The 12403-nt window shown below is 73.8% G+C and carries 11 protein-coding genes and 1 riboswitch; of the genes, 8 read left to right on the top strand and 3 right to left on the bottom strand.

From position 1 onward, the window contains the following. Positions 1 to 142 precede the first annotated feature (142 nt). Together trpD and ACZ7LK_RS03880 are read left to right on the top strand one after the other, a co-directional pair. Positions 143 to 1207 carry an anthranilate phosphoribosyltransferase gene (gene trpD / locus ACZ7LK_RS03875; protein WP_471138243.1) on the top strand — a complete coding sequence of 355 codons (1065 nt, stop codon included), beginning with the start codon at positions 143 to 145 and terminating at the stop codon, positions 1205 to 1207. A gap of 125 nt (positions 1208 to 1332) precedes the next feature. Continuing rightward, positions 1333 to 1450: riboswitch (SAM riboswitch) on the top strand. 161 nt (positions 1451 to 1611) lie between these two features. Next, positions 1612 to 2979, top strand: coding sequence for an aminotransferase class V-fold PLP-dependent enzyme (locus tag ACZ7LK_RS03880; RefSeq protein WP_471138245.1), 1368 nt, complete (start codon positions 1612 to 1614; stop codon positions 2977 to 2979). Between the two features lie 205 nt (positions 2980 to 3184). On the opposite strand, the gene ACZ7LK_RS03885 is transcribed toward ACZ7LK_RS03880, so the two are convergent. Then, positions 3185 to 3466: an Lrp/AsnC family transcriptional regulator gene (locus tag ACZ7LK_RS03885; RefSeq protein ID WP_392276116.1), complete on the bottom strand. Its 282-nt coding sequence runs from the start codon at positions 3464 to 3466 to the stop codon at positions 3185 to 3187. Next, a complete protein-coding gene (locus ACZ7LK_RS03890) occupies positions 3463 to 4161 on the bottom strand; it encodes a rhomboid family intramembrane serine protease (RefSeq protein ID WP_392276117.1) in 699 nt (232 codons plus the stop codon). The genes ACZ7LK_RS03885 and ACZ7LK_RS03890 overlap by 4 nt, the downstream gene beginning before the upstream one ends. A gap of 153 nt (positions 4162 to 4314) precedes the next feature. On the opposite strand from ACZ7LK_RS03890, the gene ACZ7LK_RS03895 reads away from it, so the two are divergent. From ACZ7LK_RS03895 to ACZ7LK_RS03915, 5 genes are all read left to right on the top strand, one after another. Continuing rightward, complete coding sequence (locus ACZ7LK_RS03895; protein WP_392276118.1) at positions 4315 to 4557, top strand: hypothetical protein; 243 nt, start codon at positions 4315 to 4317, stop codon at positions 4555 to 4557. A 52-nt stretch (positions 4558 to 4609) separates the two neighbouring features. Next, entirely contained in the window at positions 4610 to 5974 is a 1365-nt protein-coding gene (locus tag ACZ7LK_RS03900) for an NYN domain-containing protein (RefSeq protein ID WP_392276119.1), read from the top strand. Between the two features lie 327 nt (positions 5975 to 6301). Continuing rightward, complete coding sequence (locus ACZ7LK_RS03905) at positions 6302 to 7327, top strand: C40 family peptidase (RefSeq protein ID WP_392276120.1); 1026 nt, start codon at positions 6302 to 6304, stop codon at positions 7325 to 7327. Between the two features lie 219 nt (positions 7328 to 7546). Further along, complete coding sequence (locus ACZ7LK_RS03910) at positions 7547 to 8578, top strand: C40 family peptidase (protein WP_392276121.1); 1032 nt, start codon at positions 7547 to 7549, stop codon at positions 8576 to 8578. 44 nt (positions 8579 to 8622) lie between these two features. Then, positions 8623 to 9741 carry a hypothetical protein gene (locus ACZ7LK_RS03915; RefSeq protein WP_392276122.1) on the top strand — a complete coding sequence of 373 codons (1119 nt, stop codon included), beginning with the start codon at positions 8623 to 8625 and terminating at the stop codon, positions 9739 to 9741. Between the two features lie 108 nt (positions 9742 to 9849). On the opposite strand, the gene ACZ7LK_RS03920 is transcribed toward ACZ7LK_RS03915, so the two are convergent. Further along, positions 9850 to 11109, bottom strand: coding sequence for a glycosyltransferase 87 family protein (locus tag ACZ7LK_RS03920; RefSeq protein WP_392276123.1), 1260 nt, complete (start codon positions 11107 to 11109; stop codon positions 9850 to 9852). A 100-nt stretch (positions 11110 to 11209) separates the two neighbouring features. On the opposite strand from ACZ7LK_RS03920, the gene ACZ7LK_RS03925 reads away from it, so the two are divergent. Further along, positions 11210 to 12352, top strand: a complete 1143-nt coding sequence (locus tag ACZ7LK_RS03925; protein WP_392276124.1) for a glycosyltransferase family 4 protein — start codon at positions 11210 to 11212, stop codon at positions 12350 to 12352. The last annotated feature ends 51 nt before the right edge of the window (positions 12353 to 12403 follow it).

Genomic DNA, 12403 nt, shown 5'->3' on the forward strand with positions numbered 1-12403 from the left:
ACCCGACGTCCGTCGCCCGACCCTGAGGTCGCCACGCATCGAGCCCCGTCCAATCGCCGGACGGGGCTCTTTGCCGTCCCCCGGGATGGATAGGGTGGTGGTCGAGCCCCTACTCCCCGTACGGACGACACCAGGAGCGACCATGAGCGCTGTGAACCCCGCTGGAGGCACGAGCACGGCGGGTCGTTCCTGGCCCCAGGTGCTGGACTCCCTGCTGGAGGGCCACGACCAGAGCGCCGACGCCACGGCGTGGGCGATGGACCGCATCATGCGCGGCGAGGCCACCGACGCCCAGATCGCCGGCTTCGTGGTCGCGCTGCGGGCGAAGGGGGAGACCGTCGAGGAGATCTCCGGCCTCGTCCGCACCATGTACGCGCACGCCAACCTCATCGAGGTGCCCGGCCCGTCCGTCGACATCGTCGGCACCGGCGGCGACGGGGCGAAGACCGTCAACATCTCCACCATGTCCGCGATCGTCGTCGCCGGTACCGGTGCCAAGGTCGTCAAGCACGGCAACCGGGCCGCGTCCTCCGCCTCGGGCGCCTCCGACGTCCTGGAGAAGCTGGGCGTCAACCTGAACCTCTCACCCCGGCGGGTCGTCGAGGTCGCGGAGGAGGCCGGCATCACCTTCTGCTTCGCGGTGAAGTTCCACCCCGCCCTGCGGCACGTGGCGGCGGCCCGCAAGGAGCTGGGCATCCGCACCACCTTCAACTTCCTCGGCCCGCTCACCAACCCCGCCCGCGTCAAGGCCCAGGCCACCGGGGTCGCCGACGCCCGGATGGCCCCCATCATGGCCGGGGTGCTCGCCGCGCGCGGCTCCTCCGCCCTGGTCTTCCGCGGCGACGACGGTCTGGACGAGCTCACCACTACGGCCACCTCCAAGGTCTGGGTGGTGCGCAACGGCGCGGTGCGCGAGGAGGCCTTCGACCCGCGGGACGTGGGCATCGAGCTGGTGCCCGTGGAGGCCCTGCGCGGCGCGGACGCCTCGTACAACGCCGATGTGGCGCGCCGGCTGCTGGCCGGCGAGACCGGCCCGGTGCGGGACGCGGTGCTGCTCAACTCGGCGGCGGCCCTGGCCGCCCTGGAGCCGTCCGACGCCCCGCTGACCGAGCGGATCCGGGACGGCATCGCCCGGGCGGCAGAGGCCATCGACTCCGGCGCGGCCCGCGCGGCGCTCGACCGGTGGGTCGCGGCGACCAACGCGTAGCCCGCCTCCGCCGCGTGACCTGGGGCGGCGCCCACCGGGCGCCGCCCGTCGTCGTCGGCGGGCCGGTGTCCCGGGATCCGGACACGGGTTGCGCGCGGGCGATCACGTTGTTTAACTTCTCGGCAGGTCATGAGTGACAGCGACTACGGCCCCGGCCCGCTGTCCGGCAACCCTCCGTCCGTGGCGGGGTGCCCCGGGTGAAGACCAGGCCGCAGGCGGCGAAGTCTGTGGCAAGCGCGGACCCCTGCACACCCTGGGGTCCTGGTCCTCAAGGGAGCAGTCTCGTGAGCAAGCGAATGCGATAGGGCGTCTCCGCCCCTTCTTCGGCATCCCCTTTCCCTCCGCCGCGCCGCACCCTCGTGCGTCGACGCGGTGGATTCGCCTGCCCCGTACGGGAGTTCGCCATGCCTGTCACCGCCGTTGCCGCCGACCGTTCGCTTTGTGCCCCGCTGCCCGTTCTGGGACGGGACGTCACCGTGCCGCTCGTCACCGGCGGCGAGGTCACCTACGCCGCGCTCGACTACGCCGCCAGCGCGCCGGCCCTCCAGCGGGTGTGGGACGACGTCGCCGCGTACGCCCCGTACTACGGCAGCGTGCACCGGGGCGCCGGTTACCTGTCGCAGCTCTCCACGGACCTCTTCGAGAACAGCCGTACCGCGGTGGCCGCGTTCCTCGACTGCCGCGCGGACGACCAGGTCGTCTTCACCCGGTCCACCACCGACTCGCTGAACCTGCTGGCCGCCGCGCTGCCCGCCGACTGCGAGGTCTTCGTCTTCGAGACCGAGCACCACGCCTCCCTGCTGCCCTGGAGGGACGCCCGGGTCACCTTCCTCGACGCGCCCCGCACGCCCGGACAGGCCGTCGAGACCCTGGAGCGGGCGCTCGCCGGCCGGGACCCGTACGGCCCCGCCCTGGTCTGCGTCACCGGTGCCTCCAACGTGACCGGCGAACTGTGGCCGGTACGCGAACTGGCCGCCGCCGCCCACGCCCACGGCGCCCGCATCGTCCTGGACGCCGCCCAGCTCGCCCCCCACCACCCGGTCTCGGTGCGGGACCTGGACGTCGACTGGGTGGCGTTCTCGGGGCACAAGCTGTACGCCCCGTTCGGGTCCGGCGTCCTCGCCGGGCGGGCCGACTGGCTGCGCGACGCCGAGCCGTACCTGGCCGGCGGCGGCGCGTCCCGCACGGTGTCACGGCGCGCCGACGGCGGGGTGGACGTCGAATGGCACACCACCGCCGCCCGCCACGAGGCCGGCTCGCCCAACGTCATCGGCGTGTACGCCATCGCCTCCGCCTGCAAGGCGCTCACCGAGGCCGGGTTCGACGACCTGGTCGCCCGGGAGCGGTACCTGATCGGCAAGGTGCGCGCCGGGCTCGCCGAGGTGCCCGAGGTGAAGGTGCTGTCGCTGTTCGGCGACGAAGCCCCGCGGGTCGGCGTCATCTCGTTCGTCGTCGACGGCTGGAACAGCTCGCACTTCGCCGCCGCCCTGTCCGCCGAGTACGGCATCGGCGTCCGCGACGGCCTGTTCTGCGCCCACCCGCTGGTGCGCACCCTGCTGGGCGGCGACCCGCGGACCGTCGGCGAGTGCGGCGCGCCCGACGGCGGGGCCACCTCCCTCAACGCCATCCGGGTCAGCTTCGGGGCGGGGACGCCGGACGAGCACGTCGACCGTTTCGTCCGGGCGGTCAAGGAACTCGTCCGGGACGGGGCGCGCTGGAACTACCGCACGGAGGACGGCCGTTGCGTTCCCGCTCGTGGCCAGGGCGCCTGACACGGCCGCCCCGCGTCCCCGGCGCCTCGCCCGGGACCCCGCCCCGCGCGGTCCGGGCGTCCAGGGGGCCCTCCCCGGTGGTTCCGGCCACCGGGCGGCCCGCTCGCGCGCCGGGCGTACGCCCGCGCGCCCCGCGGTGTCATCCGTACGGGTGATGGGCGGGCCGGCGCGGCCGACCCTCGGCGGGGCCGGGAGGGGACGCGATCTAGGTGTCGAGGCCGATCGCGAAGGCGGCCTCCAGGTCGTGCTGGGAGTACGTGCGGAACGCCACGTGCGTGTCCGTCGCCTCGACGCCCGGGATCTTGCTGATCCGGCCGGGGATGACGTCCGCCAGGTCGTCGTGCCGGGCCACGCGGACCATCGCGATCAGGTCGTACGTACCCGTGACGGAGAAGACCTCGCTGACGCTGTCCAGCGCCGCGATCGACTCGGCGATCTCGGGGATGCGGTCCACGCTGGTCTTGATGAGCACGATCGCGGTGATCACGTCTGTCCTTCTTCCTCGGTGGCCGCTGGGTGGGCCTTCACTCTAGCCCCCCGCCCGAAACGCACCCACGCGTACAGGAAGCCCAGGCAGAAGCCGACCACATGGGCCAGGTACGCCACCCCGGGGCCGCTGTCGGCGCCGTGGGCGGCCAGCCACTGGAGGACGAACCAGAAGATCAGCACGATCCAGGCGGGGAACCGCAGCGGCAGGAAGAAGAGGAACGGGAAGAGGCTGGTCACCCGCGCCCTGGGGAACAGGTGCAGGAATGCGCCGAGCACCCCGGAGATCGCCCCCGACGCCCCCACCAGCGTCTGGTCCGAGTCCGCGTGCGCCGCCGCGTACGCGAGGAGGGCGAGGCAGCCGGACCCGGCGTAGAAGAGGGCGAACTCCAGGTGACCCAGCCGTTCCTCGGTCATCGCCCCGAAGACGTAGAGGAAGAGCATGTTGCCCAGCAGGTGCAGCCAGCTTCCGCTGACGAACAGGGCCGTCAGCGGTGTGAGCAGCGCGTGCGCCGAGCCGTCGAGCAGCTCGGCCGGCACGATGCCCCACCGGCGGAAGTAGGAGCTCTGGGCGGCCAGCAGGGCGTCGCCCGTGCCGTACGAGGGGTTCAGTCCGGACACCGGGCTGACCAGGAAGACCAGGAAGCAGGCGCCGATCACGGCGTGCGTCACGAGTGGTCCGCGCCAAGCGATCATGGACAGATCATGACGTAAACGGAGGGAGCGGGACAGGGTGCCTCGCCGCACCACGGGGGTACCCGCAAGGCCGTAGGGTTACGGGACGCACACCCGCAGTTCGACGGCGCACCGCGGTTCCCGTACCCCGGCACCATGGAAGAGGACGGAACGATGACGACGGTTCCCCTGCCGACCGCGACGACCCGCTGGCGCTGCACGCTCTGCGGCAACCTCACGCGCTTCGACGTCACCCGGTCGTCCAAGGTCGTGGAGTACGTCCATCTGGACCTCGCGGGCGAGCCCACGGTGGAGGAGCGCGAGGTGGTCAGTGAGACCATCGAGTCGGTCCGCTGCCGTTGGTGCAACGCGGTGGACCGGATCGAGCTGGTGGACAGGCCCGGCGCGGCTTCCTGAGGACCGGGAGCGGCCGGAGGGCCACGACGGACGGGTAGTGGGGTGACGGATCGTGGAGCAGCCCGACAGCGGTGCTGAGCCGGCCGGTGCGGCCGGTGACGCCGCCGAGGCGCTCGACCGCCCGCTGCCCGAAGGGGTGCGGCGCCGGGTCGTCGCGCTCGTCTCGGACGCCTTCGGTGGCCTGACGGTCGCGGAACTGCCCGCGCAGCTACGCCAGTACGCCCGCTTCACCCCGTCCCGGCGGGCCAAGTTCGCGGGCAACGCCATGGCCGCGGCCCTGGAGGGCGACCCGCTGTTCCGGCAGCGGATCGGCGAGCGCCTCAAGGACGGGCAGCCCGAGCTGGCCCGCGCGGTCGAGTCCGGGGCGCCCCCGGCGGCCGCCGACCCGGTGGACGTCGCCGCCGCGGCGTACGTGTTGCGCCCCGCCGGCTGGGTCAAGCTGGTCGCCGCCGCCGGCGAGGAGGCCCAGCGGGCCGACGCCGAACGCGCCGACGAGGCGGGCCGGCGGGAGCTGGAACGGCTGCGCGCCGAACTGGCCGAGGCCCGCGCCCAGACCAGGACCGAGACCGAGCGGCTGCGCGCCGAGCTGGACGCGGCCCGCAAGGAAGCGGAATCGCTTCAGCGCAAGCTGCGCAGCGCCCAGAGCGACGTCAAGCGCGGCGAGGCCGCCCTGCGCCGGGGCCAGGCGGACATCGACGCCGTGCGCGCCGAGGCGGCCGCCCAGGTCTCCGCCGCCGAGAGCGAGACGCGCCGGCTCAAGGCCCGCCTGAGCGAGGCGGAGGCGGCCCTGGAGGCCAGCCGCCGGGCCGCCCGCGAAGGGCGCTCGGTGGAGGACATGCGGCTGCGGCTGCTGCTGGACACCGTCCTGGAGTCGGCCCAGGGGCTGCGCCGTGAACTGGCCCTGCCGCCCGTCTCGGTGCACCCGGCCGACACCGTCGACGCCGTGGAGCCCGGCCGGATGTCGCCCAAGGACATCGCGGCCCGCGCCCTGTCGGAAACCGACCCGGCGCTGCTGGACCAATTGCTGGCACTGCCGCAGGCGCACCTGGTCGTGGACGGCTACAACGTCACCAAGACCGGCTATCCGACCATGCCCCTGGAGAAGCAGCGGCTGCGGCTGCTCGGCGGCCTGTCGGCGCTGGCCGCCCGCACCGGCGCCGAGGTCACCTGTGTCTTCGACGGCGCGGAGCTGGCCGCTCCGGTGCTGCTGGCGCCGCCGCGCGGCGTGCGGGTGCTGTTCTCCAAGCCGGGCGTGACGGCGGACGAGCTGATCCGCCAGTTGGTGCGGGCGGAACCGCCCGGCCGGCCGGTCGTCGTGGTCTCCACCGACCGGGAGGTCGCCGACGGCGTCGCCAAGTCCGGTGCGCGCCCGGTGGCGTCCGCCCTGTTGCTGAAGCGGCTTTCGCGGCTTTCCTGACGACAGCGCCCCTTGTCGGGCATCGGAGCAATGCCCGGTTCCGGGAAACGTACCGTCAAGTCCCCATGACGCACCGTGGGTCGTGTGTAAAGAATGTGGCCCCCGGGCGAGATTTTTCGCATGAGGATTTGAACTGATCACAAGATGGTCACTAGGGTCTGGCCTCAAGCCTTCGCGCAGTTGATCACTCATCGGGAGTGGCAGCGGAGGAACCGCCTATTTCCGTGCGGTCCGGCCTGTTTCGCGGGGGACCGGACAGCACGCACGGAGCCGGGGCCCGACCCAGAAGCCCGGCAGGCGGCGCAGAGGAAGAAGGAGCTCGCCTCCGTGGCGTCCCACCGTCGTCCCAAGCAGCCGAGCCGCGCCCGGGTGACCGTGCTCACCGCGACCGCCGCCGCTGCCGTCGCCCTGTCCTCCCAAGCCGCTCAGGCAGACCCCAAGCCGAGCAAGAGCGAGGTCAAGGCACAGGTCGACAAGCTCCACCACGAGGCCGAGCAGGCCACCGAGCAGTACAACCTCGCCGACGAGCAGCGCGGCAAGCTCCAGAAGGAGGTCGACGCCCTCCAGGACAAGGTCGCGCGCGGCCAGCAGGAGCTCAACGAACTGCGCGACAGCCTCGGTTCGGTGGCCACCGCCCAGTACCGCTCCGGCGGGATGGACCCCTCCCTCCAGCTCCTGCTCTCCTCCGACCCGGACAGCTACCTGGAGAAGGCGTCCGCCGTCGACGCCATCAGCGCCAAGCAGGCCGAGACGCTGGAGACCATCCAGGCCAAGCAGCGCACCCTGGCGCAAGAGCGGGCCGAGGCGACCGCCAAGCTCGCCGGCCTGGAGGACGTCCGCAAGACCCTCGCCGAGAAGAAGAAGTCCTACCAGGGCAAGCTCGCCGAGGCGCAGAAACTCCTCAACACCCTGACCGCCGAAGAGCGGGAGAAGATGCAGGAGGAGGAGCAGCGCGCCAGCCGCGAGGCCGGCGACCGGGTGGAACTCGGCAACGAGGTCCCCGCCTCCCAGCGCGGCGCCGCCGCGCTCGCCGCCGCCGACACCCAGGTCGGCAAGCCCTACGTCTCCGGCGCCGAGGGCCCCAACTCGTACGACTGCTCGGGCCTGACGCAGTGGGCCTACCGCCAGGCCGGCGTAAGCATCTCGCGCACCACCTACACCCAGCACAACGACGGCGTGAAGATCGGCCGCAGCCAGCTCAAGCCGGGCGACCTCGTCTTCTTCAGCAACCTGTCGCACGTGGGCCTGTACGCGGGCAACGGCCAGGTGCTGCACGCCCCCTACCCGGGCGCCTTCGTCCGCTACGAAGCCATCGGGTACCTGGGCGACTTCCAGTTCGGCGTACGCATCTGACGCGCCCGGATCCCGCGCCCGATCGGGTGGTTCGCCGCCCGTCGCGCTGACGCTCCGCCCCGCCGGTGACCTTGTGGTCTCGGGCGGGGCGCCGTTGTTCGACGCCCGTACGGTCGCTGGCCGCCGGGTGACCACCCGGCTACTGTCTGGCGCGCAACAGCGTGCACGGCACCGCACGGCACGCGCACACCCCCACGTCAGCGGAAGGGAGCGCGGTACGTGGCGTCCCATCGCCGGTCCCCGTCATCCACGTCCCCGGGGTTCTCCCGGAGCGCGAAGGTCACCGTCCTGTCCGCCGCGGCGGCCACCGCCGCCGCGGCCTTCGGCGCCGCCCCCGCGAGCGCCGAACCGGGCACCGTGGAGGCCACCCGCGCCAGGGTCGACCGCCTCTACGAGCAGGCGGAACAGGCCACCGAGGGCTACAACAAGGCGGACGAGCGGGCCGACGCGCTCCGCGAGCAGGTCTCCCGGGTGCAGGACAGCGTCGCCCGCGGCCAGGAGCGGATCAACCGGATGCGCGGCGCGCTCGGCGCCGTGGCGGGCGCCCAGTACCGGTCGGGCGGCATGGACCCCGCGCTCGCCCTGCTGCTCTCCGAGGACCCCGACAGCTACCTCGACCGGGCCGCCGCCCTCGACCGGATCAGCGAACGGCAGGCGAGCGCCCTGACCGAACTCCGGCGCGCCCAGCGCCAACTGGCCCAGCGGCGTGCCGAGGCCGGCCGGATGCTCACCGAACTGGAACGCAGCCGCGCGGCCGTCGCCTTCCACAAGCGCACCGTCGAACGCAAACTCGCCGAGGCGCGGGCACTGCTCAACTCCCTGCCGTCCGAGGAGCGCGAGTCCCTCGACCGGGTCTCCCGTTCCGGCCGCGACGACCTTCCGCTCCCGGGCGGCGAGGCCGCGTCCGGCCGGGCCGCCGCCGCGGTCGCCGCCGCCCGCTCCGCCGTGGGCAAGCCGTACGTGTGGGGCGCCAACGGCCCCTCCGGCTTCGACTGCTCGGGCCTGATGCAGTGGTCGTACGCCCAGGCCGGCGTCGGCCTCCCCCGTACCTCCCAGGCCCAGCGCGACGCCGGCCGGCACGTCCCGCTCTCCGAGGCGCGCCCCGGCGACCTGGTGACCTACCGGGACGACGCCAGCCACGTCGGGATGTACATGGGCGACGGACAGGTGGTGCACGCCCCCTACCCGGGCGCGCCCGTGCGCTACGACCCGGTGGGCATGATGCCCGTCTCCGCCGTCACCCGGGTCTGACGACGGACCCGCGAGGAGCGGCCGCACCCCGTACGATCGGGCGGATGCGGGTCCGGAGACGAACGGCGGGAGCGGCGCTCGGCCTCTGCCTGCTCGCCGGCGGCTGCGCCGCCCCGGCGCCGGCGCCGCCCGACACACGGGTCTTCCAGTCGGCCGCCGACCGTCGGGCCGCCGCCGTCCGGGCCGGTCGGCTGGCCGGCGTGCCGCTGGCGTCCTGGACGTACCGGGTGACCGACGTGCGGCGCGACGGCGACGACCGGGCCACCGCCCGGGCCGAGCTGAGCTACCGCGTCGCCGGGTACGACAGCGGCCCGGTGACCGGCGAGCGGACCCTCGCCCTCGTCCGGCGGGACGGGCGCTGGGACGTGACGTCCGACCGGCCCGCCGAGGACGGCGGCCAGCAGCTCTGGGAGCAGGGCGACATCGACGTCGTCCGGGGACGGACGAGCCTGGTCCTCGGCGTCGGCCAGGACGCGGCGCGGCTGCGTTCCGTCGCGGCGGCCGCCGACCGGGCGGTGCCCGCCGTGTCGGACGCCTGGCCCGAGGGCTGGGCGCGGCGCGTGGTGGTGCTGGTGCCGGGCTCGCTGAAGGACATGGGCGCGCTGCTGGGCGAGCCGGCCGCCGGGTACCGGGGCATCGCCGCGGTGACCACCGGCCGGGCCGGCGGCGGGCCGGGCGCCCCGGCGGACCGGGTGATCGTCAACCCGGAGGCGTACCCAACGCTCGGCGAGTTCGGGCAGCGCTTCGTGCTCGCCCACGAGACCACCCACGTGGCCACCCGGACGCGGACCTCCGCGGCCACGCCGCTGTGGCTGTCCGAGGGGTTCGCCGACTGGGTGGCCTACCGCGGCACCTCCCGCGCCCCCGACCAGGCCGCCCCCGAGCTGCGCGACGCCGTCCGGGCGGGCTCCACCCCGGCCGCCCTGCCCACGGACGGCGACTTCTCCTTCGCCGCCGACAAGGCCGCCCTGGCGCGCGCGTACGAGGGCGGCTGGCTGGCCTGTGAGCTGATCGCCGAGCGGTGGGGCGAGGACAAGCTCCGCGCCTTCTACCGGGAGGCGGGCGCGCGGGGCCCGGAACACGCCCTGCACGAGGTGCTGGCGACCACCCCGCGGGAGTTCACCGCCCGCTGGCGGGGCTACCTGCGGGAGCGGCTGGGGTAGGCCACCGGGCCCGGGGCGCGCAGGCGGCCGCTCAGGGGCCGGGGGCTCAGGAGGCTCGGGTGGCTCAAGGAGCTCAGGGAGCTCAGGGAGCTCAGGGGGCCCAGGGGCTCAGCGGGTGAGCATCCGCTGGGGGGCCCGGGCCGTCTGCGCGGGCACCGGGACGCGCTCCTCGCGCAGCCGCGGCTCCGTGACGGTCTGGCGCCACAGCTCACGGCACGCGATGAGGGTGGCGGCGACGAGGAGGCCGTTGCGCACTCCCAGCAGCACGATGCCCCACAGGTCGCTGTGCACCACGTGCGTGAACCAGATCGGGAACTCCAGCATCGTCACACCCGTCGCCACCAGCACCAGTTTCGCGGGACGGACCATCCGGCTGCCCCGGAAGACCAGGCACACCGCCGCCAGACCCACCAGCCAGATCATGTACTGGGGGCTGATCACCCGGCTCGTGGTGGTGAACAGCAGCACCGCCGCGAACGCCGCGTCGGCCGGCGTCGTCGTACCGAACGCGCGGGCCCGCACCCGCCACACCAGCAGCCAGCCGAACGCCGCCACGGTCAGCGCCAGCGCGGCGCTCGAGACCACCGGCACGTACGGGCCGAGGAACTCCACCGACCCGTAGTTCAGCAGCACCTGCCCCTCCCAGCCGAAATTCCGCGCCACGTGGAAGACCAGCGACCCCAGCGACTCCACCTCCGTGCCACGGTCCCGCTGGAAGGTGAGGAACGCCAGCGCGCCCGGCATCGCCGCGACGCACGCCAGCAGCACCACGGCCCCCGTGACCGCGGCCGCCGTCCAGGACCGCACGGTGGCGCGGCCGCGCCGGGTGCCCGCCAGCAGCAACGCCGGCCACACCTTCAGCAGCGCGCCGAACCCGGCCAGCGCGCCCAGCAGGCGCGGGTGCCGGCCCCCCGCCAGCAGCGCGGCGACCGCGACGGCGGTGACCATCAGGTCGTAGCGCGCGTACGCGGTCGGGCCCAGCAGCGGTACGCCCGCGACCCACACCCAGGCGCCCGACACGCTCTTGCCCGGGCGCCGTCCCGCGTACAGCAGCAGGCCGAAGACCAGCGCGTCGCACGCGAAGGCGAGGAGGAAGAAGGCGGAGGCGTAGTCCAGGAACGGCAGCAGACCGGGGGAGAGGATCGCCAGCGCCGCGGCCGGGGGGTACTGCCAGGTGACGTCGTCGAGCGGGTACGTGCCGGTGCGCAGCACCTCGAACCAGCCCTGGTAGATCACCGAGACGTCACTGGTGACGTCCGGACCGGGCAGCACGAACACCTTGAAGACGCAGAGCAGCAGGAGAACCCTGGTCAAGAGCCATATGCCGATGACTGCGATCGGGAGCCTGGTGCCGCTGGGGCCCTTCATGCGAACCTCGTCCGGGTGGGTGGGCGGTCTGGGGATCGTGGTGCCGGGCGGGACTGTGCGGGAGCGGTGGAGCGGCGCCGTTCGGTACTGTCGGCATGCGATGCACAAGACCTTGATCGTAACCAACGACTTTCCGCCCAGACCCGGCGGGATTCAGGCGTTTCTGCACAACATGGCGCTCAGACTCGATCCGGAACGGATCGTGGTCTACGCCTCCACGTGGAAGCGCGGCCGGGAAGGCGCCGAGGCGACCGCCTTGTTCGACGCGGAACAGCCCTTCCGGGTTGTCCGGGACCGCACGACGATGCTGTTGCCCACACCCCGTGTGACCGCCCGGGCGACCGCGCTGCTGCGCGAGCACGGCTGCGAGTCGGTATGGTTCGGGGCGGCCGCGCCCCTCGGGCTCATGGCACCCGCGCTGCGCCGGGCCGGCGCGCGGCGGATCGTGGCCACCACGCACGGGCACGAGGCCGGATGGGCCCAGCTTCCGGGTTCACGCCAACTGCTGCGGCGCATCGGCGAGGGCACGGACACGATCACGTACCTCGGCGAATACACCCGCTCCCGCATCGCGGCCGCGCTGACCCCGGAGGCGGCCGGGCGGATGGTCCAGCTCCCGCCGGGCGTCGACGAGAAGACGTTCCACCCGGGGTCGGGCGGTGACGCGGTACGGGAACGGCTGGGACTGGCCGGCCGGCCGGTCGTCGTCTGCGTCTCGCGACTGGTCCCCCGCAAGGGCCAGGACACGCTGATCAGGGCCATGCCCGCGGTGCTCACCCGGGTCCCGGACGCCGTCCTGCTGATCGTGGGGGGCGGCCCGTACGAGAACGACCTGCGGCGCCTCGCCGCGGGGACCGGCGTGGCCGGATCCGTGCGTTTCACCGGCGCGGTGCCGTGGGAGGAGCTCCCGGCGCACTACGGGGCCGGTGACGTGTTCGCCATGCCGTGCCGTACGCGGCGGGGCGGACTGGACGTCGAGGGCCTCGGCATCGTGTACCTGGAGGCCTCGGCGACGGGCCTGCCGGTCGTCGCGGGCGACTCCGGCGGCGCGCCGGACGCCGTCCTGGACGGCGAGACGGGCTGGGTCGTGCGCGGCTCGTCCCCGGCCGAGTCGGCCGACCGGATCGTGACGCTCCTCCAGGACCCGGAACTGCGCCGCCGCATGGGCGAGCGGGGGCGGGCGTGGGTCGAGGAGAAGTGGCGCTGGGACCTCCTCGCGGAACACCTGAAGCGCCTCCTCTGACCCCCGGAGCCCCGCCCTTACCCGTCGTGGGCACGCGCCGGGGCGGTGCGT

Source organism: Streptomyces sp. NPDC039423 (assembly GCF_055598725.1).